This window comes from Mycobacterium sp. AMU20-3851 (assembly GCF_043974665.1).
In the GTDB taxonomy this organism is placed as follows: domain Bacteria; phylum Actinomycetota; class Actinomycetes; order Mycobacteriales; family Mycobacteriaceae; genus Mycobacterium.
The window spans coordinates 4,959,891-4,979,669 of the sequence record NZ_CP146371.1; the positions used below are offsets into that span (position 1 = coordinate 4,959,891).

The 19,779-nt window shown below is 67.4% G+C and carries 19 protein-coding genes and 1 tRNA gene; 3 read left to right on the top strand and 17 right to left on the bottom strand.

Going from position 1 to position 19,779, the window contains the following annotated elements:
* Positions 1–24: 24 nt before the first annotated feature.
* Both V4U86_RS23675 and V4U86_RS23680 read right to left on the bottom strand, forming a co-directional pair.
* Positions 25–1,206, bottom strand: a complete 1,182-nt coding sequence (locus V4U86_RS23675; protein ID WP_395308301.1) for a serine/threonine-protein kinase — start codon at positions 1,204–1,206, stop codon at positions 25–27.
* A gap of 83 nt (positions 1,207–1,289) precedes the next feature.
* Positions 1,290–1,375: transfer RNA gene (locus V4U86_RS23680), tRNA-Tyr, on the bottom strand.
* A gap of 78 nt (positions 1,376–1,453) precedes the next feature.
* Between V4U86_RS23680 and V4U86_RS23685 the strand changes: the two genes are divergently transcribed.
* The gene (locus V4U86_RS23685) at positions 1,454–1,945 is read left to right on the top strand and encodes a YajQ family cyclic di-GMP-binding protein (protein ID WP_395308302.1); all 492 of its coding nucleotides are present in this window, start codon (positions 1,454–1,456) and stop codon (positions 1,943–1,945) included.
* A 69-nt stretch (positions 1,946–2,014) separates the two neighbouring features.
* Here the strand turns inward: V4U86_RS23685 and V4U86_RS23690 are convergent, their stop codons facing one another.
* Genes V4U86_RS23690 through V4U86_RS23740 form a run of 11 tightly spaced genes read right to left on the bottom strand, consistent with a single transcriptional unit; the run spans position 2,015 to position 12,891 of the window.
* Positions 2,015–2,296: a hypothetical protein gene (locus V4U86_RS23690; protein WP_395308303.1), complete on the bottom strand. Its 282-nt coding sequence runs from the start codon at positions 2,294–2,296 to the stop codon at positions 2,015–2,017.
* Positions 2,296–3,087 (bottom strand): RsiV family protein, encoded by a 792-nt coding sequence (locus V4U86_RS23695; protein ID WP_395308304.1) that lies wholly within the window; start codon positions 3,085–3,087, stop codon positions 2,296–2,298. The genes V4U86_RS23690 and V4U86_RS23695 overlap by 1 nt, the downstream gene beginning before the upstream one ends.
* Before the next feature lie 12 nt (positions 3,088–3,099).
* Positions 3,100–3,780, bottom strand: coding sequence for a hypothetical protein (locus tag V4U86_RS23700; RefSeq protein ID WP_395308305.1), 681 nt, complete (start codon positions 3,778–3,780; stop codon positions 3,100–3,102).
* Between the two features lie 23 nt (positions 3,781–3,803).
* Positions 3,804–5,066 (bottom strand): MlaD family protein, encoded by a 1,263-nt coding sequence (locus tag V4U86_RS23705; RefSeq protein WP_395308306.1) that lies wholly within the window; start codon positions 5,064–5,066, stop codon positions 3,804–3,806.
* Complete coding sequence (locus V4U86_RS23710; RefSeq protein WP_395312185.1) at positions 5,063–6,322, bottom strand: MCE family protein; 1,260 nt, start codon at positions 6,320–6,322, stop codon at positions 5,063–5,065. The genes V4U86_RS23705 and V4U86_RS23710 overlap by 4 nt, the downstream gene beginning before the upstream one ends.
* Positions 6,322–7,446: an MCE family protein gene (locus V4U86_RS23715; protein WP_395308307.1), complete on the bottom strand. Its 1,125-nt coding sequence runs from the start codon at positions 7,444–7,446 to the stop codon at positions 6,322–6,324. Before V4U86_RS23715 ends, V4U86_RS23710 begins: the two co-directional genes overlap by 1 nt.
* Positions 7,443–8,483 carry an MlaD family protein gene (locus V4U86_RS23720; protein WP_395308308.1) on the bottom strand — a complete coding sequence of 347 codons (1,041 nt, stop codon included), beginning with the start codon at positions 8,481–8,483 and terminating at the stop codon, positions 7,443–7,445. The genes V4U86_RS23715 and V4U86_RS23720 overlap by 4 nt, the downstream gene beginning before the upstream one ends.
* Positions 8,476–9,531, bottom strand: a complete 1,056-nt coding sequence (locus V4U86_RS23725; protein WP_395308309.1) for an MCE family protein — start codon at positions 9,529–9,531, stop codon at positions 8,476–8,478. Before V4U86_RS23725 ends, V4U86_RS23720 begins: the two co-directional genes overlap by 8 nt.
* Positions 9,528–11,171: an MlaD family protein gene (locus tag V4U86_RS23730; RefSeq protein WP_395308310.1), complete on the bottom strand. Its 1,644-nt coding sequence runs from the start codon at positions 11,169–11,171 to the stop codon at positions 9,528–9,530. Before V4U86_RS23730 ends, V4U86_RS23725 begins: the two co-directional genes overlap by 4 nt.
* Positions 11,172–12,029, bottom strand: coding sequence for an MlaE family ABC transporter permease (locus V4U86_RS23735; protein WP_395308311.1), 858 nt, complete (start codon positions 12,027–12,029; stop codon positions 11,172–11,174).
* 1 nt (position 12,030) lies between these two features.
* Entirely contained in the window at positions 12,031–12,891 is an 861-nt protein-coding gene (locus V4U86_RS23740; protein WP_395308312.1) for an MlaE family ABC transporter permease, read from the bottom strand.
* A gap of 524 nt (positions 12,892–13,415) precedes the next feature.
* On the opposite strand from V4U86_RS23740, the gene V4U86_RS23745 reads away from it, so the two are divergent.
* Positions 13,416–14,441: an NAD(P)H-dependent glycerol-3-phosphate dehydrogenase gene (locus V4U86_RS23745; protein ID WP_395308313.1), complete on the top strand. Its 1,026-nt coding sequence runs from the start codon at positions 13,416–13,418 to the stop codon at positions 14,439–14,441.
* A 15-nt stretch (positions 14,442–14,456) separates the two neighbouring features.
* Here V4U86_RS23745 and V4U86_RS23750 read toward each other — a convergent pair whose 3' ends face one another.
* The 3 genes from V4U86_RS23750 to grcC1 all read right to left on the bottom strand — a co-directional run bounded on the left by V4U86_RS23750 (position 14,457) and on the right by grcC1 (position 17,018).
* Positions 14,457–14,993 (bottom strand): hypothetical protein, encoded by a 537-nt coding sequence (locus V4U86_RS23750; RefSeq protein ID WP_395308314.1) that lies wholly within the window; start codon positions 14,991–14,993, stop codon positions 14,457–14,459.
* 70 nt (positions 14,994–15,063) lie between these two features.
* Complete coding sequence (htpX, locus tag V4U86_RS23755) at positions 15,064–15,930, bottom strand: zinc metalloprotease HtpX (RefSeq protein WP_395308315.1); 867 nt, start codon at positions 15,928–15,930, stop codon at positions 15,064–15,066.
* Between the two features lie 80 nt (positions 15,931–16,010).
* Positions 16,011–17,018, bottom strand: coding sequence for a nonaprenyl/(2E,6E)-farnesyl/geranylgeranyl diphosphat synthase (grcC1, locus tag V4U86_RS23760; RefSeq protein WP_395308316.1), 1,008 nt, complete (start codon positions 17,016–17,018; stop codon positions 16,011–16,013).
* Between the two features lie 120 nt (positions 17,019–17,138).
* Between grcC1 and menJ the strand changes: the two genes are divergently transcribed.
* Positions 17,139–18,353: a menaquinone reductase gene (gene menJ, locus V4U86_RS23765; RefSeq protein ID WP_395312186.1), complete on the top strand. Its 1,215-nt coding sequence runs from the start codon at positions 17,139–17,141 to the stop codon at positions 18,351–18,353.
* 2 nt (positions 18,354–18,355) lie between these two features.
* Here the strand turns inward: menJ and V4U86_RS23770 are convergent, their stop codons facing one another.
* On the bottom strand, positions 18,356–19,576 hold the full coding sequence (locus V4U86_RS23770) for a TetR/AcrR family transcriptional regulator (protein ID WP_395308317.1): 1,221 nt from the start codon (positions 19,574–19,576) through the stop codon (positions 18,356–18,358).
* Positions 19,577–19,779 lie beyond the last annotated feature (203 nt).

Here is a 19,779-nt window from a genome sequence, read left to right on the forward strand (position 1 = left end):
CTGCGTGAGTTGGGGGTAGCCGGACTACTCCCGTTTCTTGTTCCCGTTTCCCGGGTTGTCCTGGTTGCCCGAATTGCCGTTGCGCTTCTTCTCCCCTTTGTCCCCCTTCGGCCGTTCGGGCGGCGGCGCGACCGGGGACACGACGGGCGCCGGTGACGAACTCGGCGGCGGCGAGGGCGGCGCCACGCTGCTGGTGCCCACCGGCTCCGTCCCGCCGCCGGCCGGCCGGGAGTCGACGGTGACCAGCAGCAGAGCCACCAGAGCGACGAGGAAGGCCGCGGCGGCGGCCAGGAACGTCTGGTTGCGGCTGAGCCTGCGCTTGCGGGCCGGGACGAAGTAGTCCGGGTCCGCCGGCGGCGGCAGGGGCGCGTCGAGCACCTTGGTGGCCGGCCGGGGCATGCCGGTGGTCAGAGCGGCACGCATCTGCGCGGCATCGGTGAACCGCTGCCGCGGATCCTTCGACACCGCCCGGTCCACCACCGCCGCCAGCACCGGGTCGACATCCGGGCGCGCACCGGCCAGCGAGGGCGCCGGCCCGTCCAGGATGGCGCGCGCCAGTACCGCCGGGTTGTCCTGGGGCAGAGCCTGCCCCCCGGTGGCGGCCTCGAAGCCGATCATGCCGAGGGCGTAGAGGTCATCGGCCACCGAGGCCGCGGCGCCCCCGAGGCGCTCGGGGCTCATGTACGCCATCGTGCCGATGATCTGGCCCGTCATGGTGTGTGCGGCACCGGCGGTCTTGGCGATGCCGAAGTCGGCGACCTTCATCGCGGTGCCATCGGCCGATACCAGGATGTTGGCCGGTTTGATGTCGCGGTGCAGCACCCCGGCACCGTGCGCGACCGTGAGGGCGGCCAGGACGTCGTCGAGGACGGCCCGCACCCGGGGTGCCGGCAACGGCCCGCGGGCGATCAGATCGTGCAGGGTCTGCCCCGGCAGGCGTTCCATGACGATGAAGAACCGGCCGTCGTCGACCCCGCAGTCGTGCACGCTGACGATGTTGGGGTGGTTCAGGGCGGCCGCCGAGCGTGCCTCGTCCTCGAACCGACGCCGGGTGTCGGCGTCGGTGCCGAGGGCGGGATGGAGCAGCTTGACCGCGACCGCGCGGTGCAGGCGGGTGTCCCAGCCGTCGCGGACCTCGGCCATCCCGCCGCGCCCCAGCACTCCCCGTAGCTCGTAGCGGCCCAACAGCATCTCGCGGTCGGACATGTCGTCCAACGTAGCCGCCCGCCGCGAGACCCGAACACGGTGCCCACAAACACGTCAGGCCCCCTCGAAAGGGGGCCTGATCATGGTGGCAGGTACAGGATTCGAACCTGTGTAGGCGTTAGCCGACGGATTTACAGTCCGCTCCCATTGGCCGCTCGGGCAACCTGCCGGAATTTGGTGCGAGTAGCAGGGTACAACGAGGATGTACCGAAGACGAAAACGGCCCAACACTCAGCAGGAGGATCCAGTGGCGGATTCAAGCTTCGACATCGTCAGCAAGGCCGACCGGCAAGAGGTCGACAACGCCCTCAACCAGGCAGCCAAGGAGCTTTCGACCCGTTTCGACTTCCGCGGCACCGACACCACGATCGAGTGGCAGGGTGAGGAAGGCATCATTTTGGTGTCCTCCACCGAGGAGCGGGTCAAGGCCGCCGTCGACGTCTTCAAGGAGAAACTGGTCCGCCGCGACATCTCGATGAAGGCCTTCGATGCCGGCGAGCCGCAACCGTCGGGCAAGACCTACAAGGTCATCGGCAACATCAAGCAGGGCATCGACAGTGAGAACGCCAAGAAGATCACCAAGCTGATCCGCGACGAGGGCCCCAAAGGGGTCAAGGCGCAGATCCAGGGCGACGAGATCCGGGTGAGCTCCAAGAAGCGCGACGACCTGCAGGCCGTGCAGTCCCTGCTGCGCGGCGCCGATCTGGAAGTGGCGCTGCAGTTCGTCAACTACCGCTAGCCGCGAGAGCGACGTTTCTGCGGTCTGGCGAGGCCGTGGACCGCAGAAACGTCGGTCTCGCGCGTGGTATCAGTCGACCGGCTGCAGCGTGGCGACGTCACGGCCCCCGTAGGTGACCAGGACGGTGCTACCGGCGCTCAGCCGGTCCAGGACCTGAGCGGGCCGGGTACGCAGATCGGCCAGCGGCACGGGGATCATGGTCGGGTCGATATCGGGCGGCGATTCCCGTACTGCCTGCAGCCGGGCGATGGGACGGCCGCGCCGCAGCACCTCGAAGGTCTCCCCGGCCTGGACACGTTCGATGTAGGCCCGTGTGTAGCTGCGCAACTGGCCGATGCCGATGACGTTCATCAGCTCCCGCCGAACCGGGGCTGCAGCACCGGGCTCAGCGCCGCCAGCGGGATGTGCGCCTGCACGGTGCCGCCGTCCATCGACCACTGCATGATGCCCGGGGTGAAGTTGATCGGACGGTCCCGGGCAACCGGGTAGTCCGGCATGTAGATGATGAGCTCGTCGGGGGTCAGCGCCCACGCCTTGTACGCACCGGAGTACACCTTGTCCGGGCCCCACCGCTCGATGACGAACGGGTAGGTGCGCGGCTGGTGCGGCGGCGGTGCGACGTCGAGGGCGTGTTCGACGAACGGCTGGGCCAGCGGCGGGATGGCGACCAGCGGATCGAGCCCGGGCTTCACCAGATCGGCCAACTGCAGCCGCCGGCCGTCGGCCATGTCGAAGGTGAACGTCCGGTAGCCGTTGTTGAAGTCCGGTCCGTCGGCGTGGTACGTCTCGCGGAAGACGATGCTGAGGATGTCGCCGCGGCGGAAGATCTCGTAGTTGCCCTCGCCGAAGCTGTCCGCGACCATCTTCACGCCCGCGGTCTTCCAGTTGTTCATCAGCGTGCCCAGGTACTCCCGGATGACCGGCCCGACGGCCGGGTGGTCGACGAGATCGCCGGGTATGGCGATCTTGATATCCCGGGTCGCCTTTCGCTCCGACGGCACCGTGGCGCGACAGTACTGACCGTCCCACTGGCCGCCGATATCCGTGCAGAAGGACGGGGCCGACGCCGCGGCGGTGGGTGCGGCGGCCACCACGGTGGCAGCCACCGCGGTGGCCACGGCCAGAGAGGACAGCAGGCGCATCACGCGTCTCCTTTAGGGCAACTCGACTTTGCTTGCGCGCCAACGGCCGTCGACGTACTGCATGGTCATCTTGATGCGGCTGCGATCCAGCCGCGGGTCCGGGACGTTGGTGTTGGTGATCGACTGGTCGACGAACAGCAGCACCACGACCTCGTCCTTGCTGGCGGACTGCACGGCGGACTCCTGCACCACTCCGTGGGCGGTCGCCTTGTTGTCGATCAGCAGCTGACGCAGCTCCGCACTGGACTGCGAGTACATATCCTTGAATCCGCCGGTCGCACCGTCGAGCACCGCGTCGAAGTTCTCGTCGACCTTGTCCGAATCGATGCTCGTCAGGACCTGCGCGTAGTCGGTGGCCGCCTGGCGGGCCTGCTCACCGGCCTGCTCGATCTGACGTTCCTGGTTGAGCTGCCAGCCCAGGTACCCGGCCGTCCCCGCGACGGCGGCGAACGCGGCGACCACGACCCCGATCAGCACCGGGCGGCGCCACCGGCGCGCAGCGGGCCCATCGGTGGTCGCGGTGTCGGCCGGCTCGGTGACCTCGGCAGCGGACGTCTCGATCTCGGTCGCGTCGGCCGTTCCAGCCCCGTCTGCGGCGTCCTTCTCGGTCTCGTCTACCTTCTCGGTCTTCTCGGTCTCGGCTACGACGTCCGGTTTCTCGTCGGTGTCCTTGTTGTCGCTCACGGACTTCATCATCTCCTAGCTGGACAGCTCGGTCAGCGGGGCGGCTCGATCGGTAGCGTCGGGCCGCCGTACGGCGTCGGGATCGTGTACCGCCCCTTCGGGGTGGGATCCGTCTGCCTGCCGAGGTCGGCACCCGGCGGCGGTCCGGCGGTGTCGTCACCGGCCGGCCGCGGCGCATTCTTGGCGCCGCGCACCAGCACCCCGGGATGCACGTCTCGGCAATAGGTGTACATGAACGGCTCCGGATAGTCGGCCGACGCGGGCGGCAGCTTCGGTGTGCCGTAGTCACAGGTGTAGCGCGGATAGGGCTCGGCAGTCGCCCAGAACCCACCGGTGTGCATCGCACTGCCGAGGGCGTCGAGCACCGAGGTGCGGTACGACGGGAACAATGCGTTCAAGGCCGGCACCCGCAGATAGAGCAGCCGCGAGGTGGTGCTCAGATTCCCCAGCAGTTGCACCATGGTGTCGGAGTTGTCCACGAACAGGTTGTCGACCGCGGCCAGGGTGCCCGGCGTCTGATCGGTCAGTCGGCGATAACCCTCGCGCATCTTGTCGACGCCCTCGAAGGTCTCGGTGAGGTTGTCCGAGGCGACGGCGATGCCGGCGTTCTTGTCCCCGACCAGGGTGAGCGCCACCCGACTGGTCCGCAGCAGCGAACTGGTCTCCGGCAGTACAGAATCCAGCGTCGTCAGCAAGAAGGTACCGCCGTCGACGATGTCGGCGAGCTTCTGCGGACCGGCGTCGCTCATGCTCAGTTCGCGCTTGATGAGTTCCAACTTGGCCGGATCCACCTGACCGAGCGCCCCGTCGGCGTTGGCCAGCAGATCGGCCAGGCTGACCGGCACGGTGGCCCGGCCCTGCGTGATGACGGCGCCGTCGGCGAGGAACGTGGTCGAGTCCCCGGCCGACTCCGCGTTGTCGACGAAGTCGATGTACTGCTCCCCGGCGGGTGAGAGTCCCGACACCCGGACATCGCTGGACTCCGGGATCCGCACCGTGGAACGGACATTGACGATGGCGTTGACGCCACCCGGCGTGATGTCGAGACGCTCGACCTTGCCGACCGGCACCCCGCGCAGCGTGACGTCCTGATTGGGCAGCAGCCCAGCCGATTCCGGCAGCTCGACGGTGAGCCGGTAACTCGAGGCGAACGGATTCACCCGCAGCGCCCCGAAGAGCAGATACCCGGTCGCCACCACCAACGTCATGACCAGGCCGAGCGCGGACAGCCAGGCCCGACGGCGGTAGCCGTAGCGGACGAGGCCGACGATCCGGTCAGCGGCAGTGGCGATCATCGGGGGGCCTCCCCCGGCGCCGCGGCAGGCCCCTCGGCAGCTGCCGGGGCCGGCGTCGGGACAGCCTCCGGCGCACGGGGATCCACGATGATCTCGCCCGGTTCCGTCGGGCTGGGGATCACCGGAACCTGCGGCACATTCGGGCCCTTGCCCACCACCCGTTCCTGCAGGCGGAACAGGCTGTACTTCAGCGTGCCGACCAACTGGTGCCAATCGGCGCGTTTCGGTCCGTGCAGGCCGGTGTCTCCGGCGAACCCGATGTCCGGGATGGAGCCGAGCACCAGCCGGTCGATGCTCGCGTCCAAAGCGATTGCACTGCTGGAGGAAAGCTTGACGAACAACGGGATCAGCCGGTTGAGCGCATACAGCGACGTGTCCGGGGCCAGCGCCACATCGTTCCACGCGCCCGCCACCCGGTTGGCGTCTGCGATGACGCTGCGGCCACTGGTGTCGGTGCCCGCGATGGACGGGAACTTCCGCAACTGGTCGGACACGTCACCGATCTCGGTGACCAGGTCGGCAATCTGGGTGGTGTGCTCGGCCAGGGTGTCAGTGGCCGGGCGGGCCTGTGCCATCACCTCGCCGAGCATCTGATTCTTGGCCTCGATCGCCGATGCCAGGCGCGAAGTCTCCGACATCGCGGTGGAGATTTCCTCCGACCGTGCATTCAGGGTGCCCAGGGTGTGGTTGGTCTTGCGGACCAGGGTCCCGAACGCCTCTCCCTGATCACCGGTCGCCTTGCCCAATCCGTTGATGAGGTTGGTGAAGTTGCGCACCGCACCACCGTTGACCAGGATCGCCGCCGAACTCAGCACCGATTCGACGGTCGCCGCGGCAGCCGTCGATTCCAGGCCGATGGTGTCGCCGTCGCGCAACAGCGGCACCGACGGCCCGGCCGACGGCGGCGGCTTGATCGCGATGAACACGTCACCGAGCGGGGTTGCTGAACGTAGCTCCGCGGTGCTGCCCTGGGGCAACTGCACGCCGTCCATGATCCGCAGGGTGGCCACCGCGGTGTAGTTGCGGGCCTCCATCGAATCCATCTCGCCGATATCGGCACCGGCCAGCTTCACCTTCGCGTTGGCGGGCAGGTTCAGCGCGTTCGAGAACACCGCGGTCAACTGGTAGCCACCGGACCCCACGCCGGGAACCGGTAGCGGCAGGCTCGCCAAACTCATGTCGGAGCAGCCGGACACGGTCAGGCAGCTGGTGACCGCCAGCGCCGCGGCCCCCCGGCGAACCCGGCTCGCCCGCATCACTTCTGCCCCATCGCGGCGAGACCCTCAAGCATGTAGCTCAACCCGAAGTCCGGTCCGAAGTCCTGCAGAGTGCCAGTGGAACACCCCAATTGCCGCAGGCCCATCATGTTGCAGACCTCCTTGACCAGCTGGTTTTCGAACAGAATCTTGTCGGTCACCACCTTCACCCGCAGCGCACCGCTCTTCTGGTCGGTCACGTTGTACAGGTTGTCCAGGGTCATCGGGGCGACGTCGAGGAGCTCCATCAGATCGCGTTCGTGCTCCACGGTGGTCTTGGTGACGATCTCGCCGTTGGACACCAGGCCCTTGATCGCGTCCCGGTGGGTCTCCAACACCTCACCGACATTGGTGAGCACCTCGTTGATCTTCTTGCCGGTGGTGCCACTGCCCAGGTCTTCGTCGGCGAGGATCTGGCTCAGCGCCCGTACCGAGGAACCGAACTCGCGCATCATGGCATCGTTTTCGGCCGCCGCCTCCGACAGCGACCCGAGGTTCCGCACGATGGTGGTCAGCTGATCCTTGGTGACTGCACCGCGATCGGAGCTGAGCCGCAAGGCATTGGACAGTTCCCCGAGTGCGTCCTTGGTCTGCTGCCCGTTGCCGTCGACGACGGCAGCACCGGAGTTCACGACATCGGCGAGCGGGCCGTTACCCTTCCCGTCGCCGCGCAACGAACCCGACAGCTTGTCCAGGACGTCGAGCACCCGCGCGAACTCGACCGGTGTCCGGGTGCGGTTCAACCCGATGGTGTCGTGGTTCTGCAGCTTCGGACCACCGCGGTAGGGCGGGGTCAGCTCGATCTGCCGGTCGGTCAGGATCGAATTCGAGATGGTCGCCGCCTGCACATCGTCGGGAACGTCGACGTCCTTGTCGACGGTGAACTCGACCTCGACGTATCCGGTCTTCGGGGTGATCTTGGTGACCTCACCCACCGGCATCCCCAGCACCGCGACCACATTGCCCTCGTACAGGCCTGCCGCACTGTCGAACTGGGCCGTCACGGTCATGGTGTCCAACCGGTCCTTGGTGAAGGTCACCGCCGCGGCGGTGACCGCCAGGGCCACGGCCACGCCGACGGCGGCGATCACGATGGCTTTGGTCTTGCTCTTTTTACCGCTCATTTGCAGTCCTGGTAGTACTGGATCAGGCTGAACTGCTTGGCCCGGCCGCTGATTGCGCACATCCACGAGTCGACCAGCAGACCGTTGGCCGCGTAGAAGTCGATCGCGTTGCCGGTGCCGGTCATGTTGGCGAAGTTGCGAACTACGATCGGTGCGGTCTGCAGGATGCTGCGCAGCATCCCGTCGTTCTTGCCGAGCAGCGTGGACAGCTCATTCAGATCGTCGAGGAGCTTCTCCAGTGCCGGCCGGTCGTCGATCGCGATGCTGCTCAAGGTCTGCACCAGGTTGGTGAGCCCGTTCATCATGGCGTGGAAACTGGCCCGGCGCGCGACGAACTCACTCAACAACGAGTTGCCCTGATTCATCAGGTTCCCGATCGTCGCCTTCTGCCGGTGCAGCGTGGAACTGACCAGTTCGGTCGTCTTGAGCAGCTCACCCAACTGGTCGCGGCGCTCGGCGATGATCGAGGACAGCGTGTGGGTGTTCGCCAGAGCCTGCGGGACCACCGGCGGCAGCGTCTCCATCTGCTTGCCCAGAATCTGCAACGTCTCGGCGAACTGATCGGAGTCGACCTGATCGAAGGTCGTGGTGACGTCGGTCAGCGCCTCCTGCAGGTCATAGGGCACCTCGGTGTGGGTGAGATCGAATGTGCGGTCCGGCAATTCGCCGGGGCCGGCCGGTTCCAGGGACAGATAACGGGATCCGAGGATCGTGGTGATCATGATGGTTGCCCGGGAATCCTGGCCGAGGGCGACGTCGTTGCGCACCTTGATTTTCGCTTCGACGTGGTCACCGGCCAGCTTCATGGACTTCACCTCACCGACCGGGATGCCGGCTACCGTAACCGGGTTGCCGACCTTGAGGGCAGCCGCCTGCAGGAACCGCGCGGTGTAGGTGGTGTACCCGACGTCGGCCACCCGCACCAGCAGCAGGACTCCGATCAGCACCGACACCACGGCGATCGCGATCACGCCGAGCCACAGCCGGCTGTAGCTCTCGATCACCCTGCGCCGCTTGGGTTTCGTTGTCTCAGCCATTGGCCATGTTCCTGCACTTGGGTGTGTGTTGGGCTTTGTTCCCCGGTGTCGCGGCGTTGACGATGATGGGTGTCACGTCGTTGAGCCCGGGGAAGAAGCCGGTGGCGTTCAGCTCACACGCATAGGCGTTGGCATAGCTGCCCTCGCCGGTGATACGGGCGAACCCCTTCAACAGCAGCGGGAGGTTCGCTCCCAGGAACGCCAGCTGCGGTTCGATGCCGACCATGTGCGAGGCGAAACCCGGCTGACGCTGGACGAGTTCGTTCAACGACGGATAGACCTCATCGGTGATGGTCGACAGTTGGCGCACCACCTTGGCGATCGAGCCCATCGAGTCCACCAGCTCGGGCCGGCGGGCATCGAAGGTCGACACCACCGTCTGAGCCTGACCGACGATGTGGTCGAGATCGTCGTTGTGCTGGGCGAGGTTGGCCGCCACCTTGTTGAGGTCGGTGATCACCCCGCCGAGTTCCTCGTCCCGTCCGGCGAAAGCGTCGGTGAGTTCGGCGGTCTGGTCGATCAGGGCCGTCAGCGACCCCTCATCGCCCTGCAGCGAAGCGATGACGCCCTTGGTGAGGTTGTCCGCATGCTTGGGGTCGAGCAGGCTGAACAGCGGTTCGTACCCGTTGAGCAGGGTGCCCACGTCGAAGGACGGGTCGGTGCGCTCGACCGGGATGACGCTGCCTGCCGGCAACGGTGTGGTCTCACCGAGCTTGCCCAGGGACAGACCGAGATACCGCTGTCCGACGATGTTCTGGTAGGTCACCGAGGCGACCGTGTTGCCGAACACGGTCTGGTCGGACTGCACCACGAAGGACACCTTGGCCTGGGCGCCTTCGAGTTCGACCGACTCGACCCGGCCCACCCGCACGCCGGCCATCCGGACGTCATCGCCCTCGCGCAGCCCGAACACGTCGGTGAAGACCGCCGCGTAGGGCACGGTGGAACCCGCCACGTCCCGGCGCAGCGTCACATAGACCATCCAGGTCAACGTGAGGGCCACCACCATGAACAGAGACAACCCGATCAGGGCGCCACGCGCTTTCATCGGGGCTCCTCTCCCCCGGCCGGCGACACCGTCATCCCGCGGGTCACCGGGCCGAGCAGCAATTGCGTTGCCGTGCTGGCGGGTTGGCCGGTGACCACACTGAGCATCGCGCGCTCCTGCGGGCTGCCGACCGGGCCGACATTGCCGCCGAACGAGACGGGTGCGGCTTCCGCGGCCCCCGGCGCGGGACCCGGGGCCGGGCCGGGTGCGGGCACCGGTGCGGGGCCGGGCGCCGGTGCGGGGCCGGGCGCCGGCGGGCGCACCGGGTCACCAGGTTTGGGTGCCACCGGGGCCAGCGGGGATTGGTTCACCGCCGGTGGCGGGACCACCGGCAACGCGGAGTTCGCGGTGCCGGGCACCGGCGGTGCCGGCAACATGCCCGGCGGCAGTGGCGGATTCGGGTCGGCCAGGTTCGGGTAGGGATTGACCAGCGGCGGCCCCACCGCGACCAGGTTGCCGTTCTCCCCGACGATGGTGCCCGGCGGCGGCGCCAGATCCTTGGGCGGCTGGTAGTTCTGCGGCAGCAGTGTGTCGGGCAGCGCCGGTCGCGTCACCACCAGCGGTGCGGTGTAACAGCTCGGCCCCTTCAGCTCGCCGTATTGCGGGCAGTCGGCCCGGGTATAGGTGTAAGTCGGGGTGAGCGAGAGGTTGATCCGCATGTTGCCGGCATCGCGCTCGGGCCGCCACACCTCGGCCAGGAACTTGTCCGACAGCCCGTTGAGCTTGCGGAACGCGGGCAGCCAGTGGTGCGAGGTATCGGCCAGATTCCCCACCACCGGCGTCATCTCGGAGGTGATGGTGACCAGCCGGTCGGTGTGGTTGTTCAGCGCGGTGTGGCTGGTGCCGGTGGTCTTGAGACCGGCCGCAACCAACGAATCGAGTTGGGCGCGTTGTTCCACCAGGGTCTGCATCGGCTTGACCGCCAGGTGCAGCGCATCCACCAACTCGGGGGCGGTGGTCTGCAGTCCCCGGGCCGCGTCGATGAGCGCCGACATGGTGGTCGGTCCCGGCTCGGTCGCCACGATCGAATCGACCTCGTCGATCATCCGGTTCAACTGGGCGCCGCTGGCCAACAGCTCGGTGCGACGGTTCTCGGTGGCCGCGTTGACCGCGGCCAGCACGCCCACCGTGTCGTCCTCGCGGCCGCGGCCGGTGGCGGCCAGGATGTCGCGCAGCTTGCTGATGGTGGTCTGGAACAACACCGTCGGCAGTTCGGTGTCCTCGACGATCTCGGCACCGGCCGTGATCGCGGGGCCGGGACCGTTCTCGACCAATTGCACCGAGGACACGGCGAATACGTTGCTCGGGACCACCCGCGCGGTCACCGTGCTCGGGATCGCCGACGCATAGGTGGGGTCGAGGTTGATGTCGACGAAGTTGGGCCGGCCGTCGGTGGCCGGGGTGACACCGTCGACCATGCCCACCAGCAGGCCGTGGTACTTCACGTCGGAACGTTGGGGCAGACCGTCACCGACGTTCTGCAGGGCGGCGACCACCTTGACGTAGGGGTCCATGCGCCCGGTGGATTTGATCAGCAGCAGCGTCGCGACGAGCACGCCGACCAGCGCGACGACGATGCCGCACACCAACAGTTGGCGATTGGACGGCCCGCGTCCGTCGATTTCCAGGGGACTCGACATCTACCCTCCGAACCTTGCACCGGAGTCCACCGACCACAGCGCCATGGTGAGCAGCATGTTGACGATGATCACCACGGTGATGCTGGCGCGCATGGCGTGCCCGGCCGCGACACCGACGCCGACCGGACCACCGGAGGCGTAGAACCCGTAGTAGCACTGCACCGTCGAGGCGATCCACACGAAGATCACGGCCTTGATCAACGAGTAGAGGATGTCCTGACCGGACAGCATGAGTGTGAAGTAGTGCGTATAGGAACCGTTCGCCCCACCGCTGATCACCGCGACCACGATCTGGGTGGTCAGGTAGCTGACCGCCAGGCAGGCCACGTACAGCGGGACGGTGGCCACGGTGGCCGCCATCAACCGGGTGGTCACCAGGTACGGGATGGGTCGGATCGCGATCGCGTTGAGCGCGTCGATCTCCTCGGCGATCCGCATGGCGCCGAGTTGCGCGGTGAAGCGGCAGCCGGCCTGGGTCGCGAACGCCAGAGACAGTGCGATGGGCGCCAACTCCCGGGTGTTCACCAGGGAGGAGATGATGCCGGTGGCGGGCCCCAGCCCCAGCAGGTCCAGGAAGTTGTAACCCTCGATCCCGACCAGCGCGCCGACGGTGATACCGAGGACCACCGCCACCCCGACGGTGCCGCCACCGACGACCAGAGAACCGTTGCCCCAGGTGACATCCGAGAGCAGCCGGATGAATTCCTTACGGTACTGGCGCAGTACCAACGGGATTGCGGTGATGGCACGGACGAAGAACACCACCATGTGCCCGAGCCGGGCGAACGGCATGGCCATGCGGTGCCCGAGCGAAACCCAGGGCGCCAGCAGCTTGGGCACGAATGTCGTTGCGGCCATGTCAGAGACCGACCCTCGGGAACATCATGATGTAGAGCTGGCTGATCACGACGTTGACGATCATCAGCAGCAGGATCGACTCGACCACCGCCGCGTTCACCGAGTTGGCGACACCGGTCGGCCCGCCGGCGGTGGACAACCCCTTCTGGCAGGCCACCACGGCCACGATCGCACCGAAGATCACCGCCTTCACGAGGGCGACGACCATGTCTCCGGTGGTGGCGAACGAGGCGAAGGTCGCCACGAAACTGCCGGGTGCGCCGTTCTGGAAGTACACGTTGAACAGGAAGCTGGCCAGGAAGCCGACGAAGCACACCACGCCGGTCAACGCGACGCCGATCATGATTGCGGCGGCGAACCGCGGTACCACCAGACGCCGGATCACCGAAACACCCATGACCTCCATGGCGTCGGTCTCCTCGCGCATGGTCCGGGAACCGAGATCGGCGGTGATGGCCGACCCCACCGCGGCCGCCATCAGGATGGCCGCGGTCAGCGACGCGGCCTGCCGGATCACCGCCAACCCGCTCGCCGCACCGGCCAGTGAGGTCGCGCCGACCTGACCGGCCAGCAGGGCGAACTGGATGGACAGCGTCACCCCGATGGGCAACGCCACCAACACCGTCGGCACCACCGCGGTGCCGGCCATGAAAGAACCCTGCCGGATGAACTCCTGCCACTGGAACCGACCCGTGAACAGATCGATGAACAGATGCTGGAGGGTGCGCACACCCAACACGAACTGGTCACCGACGGTCTGTAGCGCGGCGATCGGATGGCGCCTGGTGTACCCGGTTGCCCAGTCCCCGATGGCTTCGAGCCCGTCTCCCCCGTTGGACGGACGCTCGCGCGACGTGGTCACCCTCTCTCGCACAGAGATAGAGCAGGCAAAGTACATCCCTCCCGACACCGAGCCCCGGCGCCTCCGGCAGAACACTCGCAGTGTTTGGCACCGTATCGTCGCGGCTCCGCCGGCGTCAACGTTTTGCAGAATTTCCATTCACATAGATCGAGTGTGCAGCGTAGCACCTACAGCTAAGCGCGTTGATCGTTTCGATTCGGCTCGACAGGTTGCTCCGCGCACCCCGCGTAGAACCACGCGGAATGGGGTTATCGAGGATTTTTACGACGCATTCCGTAGCCCGGGCCGGGTCATCGGCGACGCCACACGCCCGTGGTGAGGGGCGCTCCCGCACACTTCGCGACGGAGCCGGACACTCGTAAATACCGATTAACTTAGCCGCTTCGGCGGGCCCTCATCGACACCCTCTTCGCGGGCCCGGGAGGGCCGACGACGCCGTTTCCGCTGGGCATCGTGATCGAACGGGTACACGCCAGTTCAGCAACTTGCGGTCACCGGCCGGGCCACGGCAATACGCTGACCGGATGGCACCTGCGCAACGCGAACCCAACGTCGTCGTCCTGGGCGGAGGATCCTGGGGCACCACCGTCGCCACCATCTGCGCGCGACGAACCCCGACCCTGCAATGGGTGCGCTCGGAGGACACCGCCAAGGACATCAACGACAACCACCGCAATTCGCGGTATCTCGGTGACGAGGTGGCGCTGCCCGAGGCGCTGCGGGCCACCACGGATTTCTCCGAGGCAGCCCAGTGCGCCGATGTCATCGTGATGGGCGTGCCCTCGCACGGATTCCGCGGCGTGCTGGAGGAACTGGCCCGCGAAGTGCGCCCGTGGGTGCCGGTGGTGTCTCTGGTCAAAGGTCTGGAGCAGGGCACCAACATGCGGATGAGCCAGATCGTCGACGAGGTGCTGCCCGGGCATCCGGCCGGCATCCTGGCCGGGCCGAACATCGCGCGCGAGGTCGCCGAGGGCTACGCGGCCGCCGCGGTCTTGGCGATGCCCGATCAGCATCTGGCCGCCAACCTGGCGGACCTGTTCCGCACCAGGCGATTCCGCACCTACACCACCGACGACGTGGTGGGTGTGGAGATGGCCGGCGCGTTGAAGAACGTGTACGCGATCGCGGTCGGGATGGGCTACTCATTGGGCATCGGGGAGAACACCCGCGCCATGGTGATGGCCCGCGCGGTGGCCGAGATGTCCAAGCTCGGGGTGGCGATGGGCGGGCACCGCGACACCTTCGGCGGACTGGCCGGGATGGGCGATCTCATCGTCACCTGTACCAGTCAGCGCAGCCGCAACCGGCACGTCGGTGAAGAGCTCGGGTCCGGCAAGACGGTCGACGAGATCATCGCGGCCATGAACCAGGTCGCCGAGGGCGTCAAGGCGGCCTCGGTCATCATGGAATTCGCCGAGCAGTACGGCATTCCGATGCCGATCGCCCGTGAGGTCGACGGCGTCATCAACCGCGGCTGCACGGTCGAGGACGCCTACCGCGGCTTGATGCTGGAGAAGCCCGGCCACGAGGTGCACGGCGCCGGCTTCTGAGTCCGGGCGCGGCGGTCAGTTGAGGTAGGGGTTGCGTCCCTCGGGCCGGTCCAGCAGCGGATTGGTCGGGTTGAGGATGTAACTGCCCGCCGGGCCGATCACGAAGCCGGACTGATCGAACGAGTTCTGGCACGAGGTGAGCACCCCGTCCGTGCCGCAGCTGACGTGTTGGAAGCTGATCCGCGAGTTCGGCGGCAGCGGCTGGGCCGGTTTGTCCCCGACGTAGATCGGGTTGGCGGCGGATGCGAAACCGGGCGCGCCCGCCTGGCCGCCGGAGACCACGTTGGCGCCGTTGGGTGCACCCGGGAACGGGCCGCTGCAGCCGTAGCCGCCGGTCCCGCGGCTCATCACGCAGGTGATGTCCCCCGGGGTGGTGAAGGCGTACAGACTGCCGTCGTTGACCGCGTAGGCCGACGGCATCACCAGTTCCCAGGCATTGATGGCGGGGCCCGGGGGCGGCGGTGGCGGTGGTGCGGGTTCGGCCCCGGCGATCGCCGGGGCACTCATCACGGCGGCGGCCCCCAGAGTGGTGAGCAAACCTCGCATGCGCATGGCGTCACCCTAACGCGTCCGCGATTTCGGCGCGCTCGGAGTTCGTATTGCATACGTGAACGCGCCGAAATCACCGGCCGGCCATCTGCTCCAGGCGACGGATGCGGTCCTCGATCGGCGGGTGGGTGGAGAACAGCTTGCCGATCTTCTCCCCGGCCCGGAACGGGTTGGCGATCATCAGGTGGGCCTGATCGGCCAGTTGCGGCTCCGGCGGCAGCGGCGCGGCCTGCACGCCGTAGGCGATCTTGCGCAGCGCACTGGCCAACGCCAGCGGATCGCCGGTCAACTCGGCGCCGGACTGGTCGGCCTGGTACTCCCGGGAACGGGACACCGCCAGTTTGACCACGGTGGCCGCGATCGGCCCGAGCAGCGAAACCAGCAGCATCGCAAAGGGATTCACCCCACCCTCGCGGTTGCCGCCGAACATCGAGGCGAACATCGCGATATTGGCCAGAGCGGTGATCACCGAGGCCAGCGCACCGGCGACACAGGAGATCAGGATGTCGCGGTTGTACACGTGGGACAGCTCGTGGCCCAGCACCGCGCGCAGTTCGCGTTCGTCGAGGATCTGCAGGATGCCGGTGGTGCAGCAGACCGCGGCGTTGCGCGGGTTGCGGCCGGTGGCGAATGCGTTGGGCGCCGCGGTGTCACTGATATAGAGCCGCGGCATCGGCTGGCGGGCGGTGGTCGCGAGCTCGCGCACGATCCGGTACATCGCCGACGCCTGCATCTCGGTGACGGGCTGGGCGTGCATGGCGCGCAGCGCCATCTTGTCGCTGTTGAAGTAGACGTACGCGTTCATGCCGACGGCGAACAGCACCGATAGCCAAAGGATCGACTGGTTGCCGAACAGCGAACCGATGAACACGATCAGCGCAGACATGCCGACCAGCAGCGCGAAGGTCTTCATCCGGTTGGCATGGGGATGCCAGGTCATCAGCTTCCTCCTACGAAAGTCTCTGCTGATCCAACGCCCGAATTTGCTCGTTGGTTCCGACCCGGCCGCAGGCGCGGAGTTCAGCCGTGCCGGGTGACGGTGTAGTCCACCAGCGTGGCCAGGGCGTCGCGGCCCGGGCCGGCGGGCAGGTTGTCCAGCTCCTCGCGGGCCCGGACCGCGTACTCACGCACCGTTTCCTTGGCTCGCACCATGCCCGGCGACCGGCGCAGCAGCGTCAGCGCCTCGGCGACCTCGTCGTCGTCCTCGACGGGCCGGGCCAGCAGCACCCGCAGCCGGTCGGCGTCGGGCCCGGATTCGCGCAGCGCGTAGAGCACGGGCAGGGTGTGCACGCCCTCGCGCAGGTCGGTGCCGGGCACCTTGCCCGATTCTTCCGGGTCGCTGTCGATGTCGATGATGTCGTCGGAGATCTGGAAGGCGGTCCCGACGATGCCGCCGAGCCGGGCCAGCCGCTCGATCTGCTCTTCGCCGGCGCCGGAGAAGGTCGCGCCGAACCGGCCGGACGCCTCGATCAGGCAGGCCGTCTTCTCGTAGACGACTTTGAGGTAGTGCTCGATCTCGTCGATGTGCTCGGCCGCGCCGCGGGTTTCGCGCATCTGCCCGGTCACCAGCTGCGCGAAGGTGTCGGCAATGATCCGCACGGCGTCCGGGCCGAGCCGGGACACCAGCCGGGAGGCGGTGGCGAACAGGTAGTCACCGGCCAGGATCGCGATGTTGTTGCCCCACCGCGCGTTGGCGCTGTCGGCACCGCGGCGCACCTGGGCCTCGTCCATCACGTCGTCGTGGTACAGCGTCGCGAGGTGCACGAGTTCGATCACGGCGCCGGCGATGGTGATCTCGTGGTCGTCCGGCCGCGGGCCCAGCGATCCGGCCAGCACGGTGAACAGCGGGCGGAACCGCTTGCCGCCGGCCTGGAACAGATGCTGGACGGCCTCGGCCATCAGCTCGTCGGCCCGGCCCAACTCGGTGGCCATCAATTCTTCGATGCGCGCCACGCCGTCGCGTACCGAAGCAGCGAATTCGGGATCCCCGAAGTCCACTCCCGCCACCACGCTCGCCGGTGTCCTCATTCGTCCAACATACTGGGTGGCGTGGACAGCACCGGAGACGGCGGGCTGGGGGCACCTCCCGCTCGCGGGGGAGAGCGCAGCGACTCGGGGGACCGGGGGCGCACCAGCAGCTCGGGGACGATCAAGGCAGACGTGGTTGTCGTCGGCGCCGGACCCGCGGGCGCGTCGGCTGCCGCATGGGCAACCCGCGCCGGCCGGGACGTGCTCGTCATCGACTCCGCTCAGTTCCCCAGGGACAAGGCCTGCGGCGACGGCCTGACCCCGCGCGCCATCTCGGAGTTGCAGCGCCTCGGGCTCGGGGACTGGCTCGGCGGCCGGATCAGTCACCACGGTCTGCGGATGTCCGGTTTCGGTGCCGATGTGGAGATCCCCTGGCCGGGGCCATCCTTCCCGCCGAACAGCAGCGCGGTCCCCCGCACCGAACTCGACGACCGGATCCGCATGGTCGCGGCCGACGACGGCGCCAAGATGTTGCTCGGCGTCAAAGTGGTTGATGTGCGCCACGACTCGGCGGGCCGGGTATCGGAACTGATCCTCGATGACGGTTCCGAGGTCGGCGTGGGTGAGCTGATCGTCGCCGACGGCGCCCGCTCCACTTTGGGCCGCACGCTGGGCCGGTCGTGGCATCAGGAGACGGTGTACGGGGTCGCGATCCGCGGGTACATCGCCTCGCCGCGGGCCGACGAGCCGTGGATCACCTCACATCTGGAATTGCGGTCCCCGGAGAACCAGGTGCTGCCGGGTTATGGCTGGATCTTCCCGCTCGGCAACGGCGAGGTGAACATCGGGGTGGGCGCGCTGGCCACCGCGAAACGTCCGGCCGAAGTCCGACTGCCGAAGTTGATGTCCTACTACTGCGGGCTGCGCCGGGATGAGTGGGGTTTCGAGGGCGAGCCCCGGGCCGGGCTGTCCGCCCTGCTGCCGATGGGCGGGGCGGTATCGGGGGTGTCCGGCCCGAACTGGATGCTGATCGGCGATGCGGCGGCCTGCGTCAACCCGCTCAACGGGGAGGGCATCGACTACGGCCTGGAGACCGGGCGACTGGCCGCAGGGCTGCTGGGGTCCGGCGACCTGACCGAGTCCTGGCCGGCGGTGCTGACCGAGCATTACGGTCGCGGGTTCTCCGCCGCGCGCCGACTCGCGTTGTTGCTGACGCTGCCGCGGTTCTTGCCCGCCGCCGGACCGGTGGCGATGCGCTCGCATTTCCTGATGAAGGTAGCGGTGCGGATGATGGGCAACCTGGTCACCGAGGAGGACGAGGACTGGATCGCGCGGGTGTGGCGTTCGGCCGGTCTGGCGTCCCGCCGCATCGACGAACGCAAACCGTTCAGCTGACCTCAAACCAGGTGTGGCTCACGCCCCAGCAGCGTCATCTCCATCAGCAGCCGCACGCAGGCCCGGGAATGCCCGCTGTTCTCGTAGCGCACCAGCCGGCCCAGGTCGACCACCAGGGCCAGCGCGGCGTGTACCGCGAATGTGGCTTGTGCGTGGCTGAATTCGGGACGGGCAGCGGCGAGTAGCCGGGCCCACTCGTCCACCGTGGCACGCTGGATGTTGCGGATGGGTGCACGTTCTGCCTCGGGGATGTTGCCGCGCTCGGCGTAGTACACATACGCGATCTCGGGCTCGCGGAACGACCGGGCGACATAGAGGTCGATCAGCTTGGCCAGTGCCTGTTCCGGATCTGATTCCGCGGCAAGCACACTCGACACGTCGCCGGAGACCCGGTCGGCGGAACGCCGGTAGGAGGCGACGAGCAGATCGGCCTTGCCGGGGAAGTACCGGTAGATGCCGGAGGCTTTCATACCTACCGCGGCAGCGATGTCTTCCATGCTGGTCTCCCGGAAGCCCTTCTTGTGGAAGAGCAGCAGCGACTCCTGCAGCAACAGCTCGTAGCGACCGCCGACACTCAGACTGTTGGGCACCAAAGGTTCTGGTTCGGGCTCGTCGAACGGTGCGGGCAGCGTCGCGGTCAGCACGGCCGAGGCCAGGCCGGTCAGCAGCTCCCTGATCTCGGCGACCGGCAGCGACGCCCGGTGATCGGTGACGCTGCCGGTGACACTCAGCGCAGCCGAGGACAGCATCCAGCGCTCGTGCGAGGTCAATTCGGGACGCAACTGCAGCAGCGGTTTCTGTAGCCGCCGGTTGACCAACCCGATCTGGCTCTTCAGCGCCGCTTGATCCTCGTCGTTGAGATAGCGGCCCTCCCAGCGGTACATCCCGCCGGATGTTCGATTGGCGATGGAGGTGTCCACGACCGCTTCGATGAGTTCGGTCAGCAGTGTGGCCGGGTCCCGATCCTCATCGGGAAGGTCGGTGCTGTCGACCAGTTGCTGCCCGAGCCCCAGGACGGCGTCCCGGAACAGCACGTACTTGCTCGAGGAATGCCGGTACAGCGCGGCCGCGGAGATACCGACGCGGGCGGCGATCTCCTCCATGCTCACCGCGTGGTAGCCGAGCGCGCTGAAGGCCTCCGCCGACGCCTTGACGATCTGGGCCTTACGGTCCCGCGGCCGACGCCGTACTGCGGGTGGCGCGGGGCTGTCGGCTGTGGACATACCCCCACGGTAATGCATCTGCCCGCGATCTCCACTCGGAGCGAATATCTCTTTACTAATCGGCTCGGTCCTTCGTTAGATGACCTTGTGTTTCCCATTGGACGGGAGATTCCGGCGGGCGAATCTGTATTCACATAGCGCCTTGCGTGGGCTCCGCGCGATGTGACAGGCTTCACACCAGACCGCAGTCTTCGACGTTGCCG

Coding starts and splice junctions, on each gene's coding strand:
- V4U86_RS23675 (WP_395308301.1), bottom strand. CDS start 1,206: ATGTCCGACCGCGAGATGCTGTTGGGCCGCTACGAGCTACGGGGAGTG.
- V4U86_RS23690 (WP_395308303.1), bottom strand. CDS start 2,296: ATGAACGTCATCGGCATCGGCCAGTTGCGCAGCTACACACGGGCCTAC.
- V4U86_RS23695 (WP_395308304.1), bottom strand. CDS start 3,087: ATGCGCCTGCTGTCCTCTCTGGCCGTGGCCACCGCGGTGGCTGCCACC.
- V4U86_RS23700 (WP_395308305.1), bottom strand. CDS start 3,780: ATGAAGTCCGTGAGCGACAACAAGGACACCGACGAGAAACCGGACGTC.
- V4U86_RS23705 (WP_395308306.1), bottom strand. CDS start 5,066: ATGATCGCCACTGCCGCTGACCGGATCGTCGGCCTCGTCCGCTACGGC.
- V4U86_RS23710 (WP_395312185.1), bottom strand. CDS start 6,322: ATGCGGGCGAGCCGGGTTCGCCGGGGGGCCGCGGCGCTGGCGGTCACC.
- V4U86_RS23715 (WP_395308307.1), bottom strand. CDS start 7,446: ATGAGCGGTAAAAAGAGCAAGACCAAAGCCATCGTGATCGCCGCCGTC.
- V4U86_RS23720 (WP_395308308.1), bottom strand. CDS start 8,483: ATGGCTGAGACAACGAAACCCAAGCGGCGCAGGGTGATCGAGAGCTAC.
- V4U86_RS23725 (WP_395308309.1), bottom strand. CDS start 9,531: ATGAAAGCGCGTGGCGCCCTGATCGGGTTGTCTCTGTTCATGGTGGTG.
- V4U86_RS23730 (WP_395308310.1), bottom strand. CDS start 11,171: ATGTCGAGTCCCCTGGAAATCGACGGACGCGGGCCGTCCAATCGCCAA.
- V4U86_RS23735 (WP_395308311.1), bottom strand. CDS start 12,029: ATGGCCGCAACGACATTCGTGCCCAAGCTGCTGGCGCCCTGGGTTTCG.
- V4U86_RS23745 (WP_395308313.1), top strand. CDS start 13,416: ATGGCACCTGCGCAACGCGAACCCAACGTCGTCGTCCTGGGCGGAGGA.
- V4U86_RS23750 (WP_395308314.1), bottom strand. CDS start 14,993: ATGCGCATGCGAGGTTTGCTCACCACTCTGGGGGCCGCCGCCGTGATG.
- htpX (WP_395308315.1), bottom strand. CDS start 15,930: ATGACCTGGCATCCCCATGCCAACCGGATGAAGACCTTCGCGCTGCTG.
- grcC1 (WP_395308316.1), bottom strand. CDS start 17,018: ATGAGGACACCGGCGAGCGTGGTGGCGGGAGTGGACTTCGGGGATCCC.
- V4U86_RS23770 (WP_395308317.1), bottom strand. CDS start 19,576: ATGTCCACAGCCGACAGCCCCGCGCCACCCGCAGTACGGCGTCGGCCG.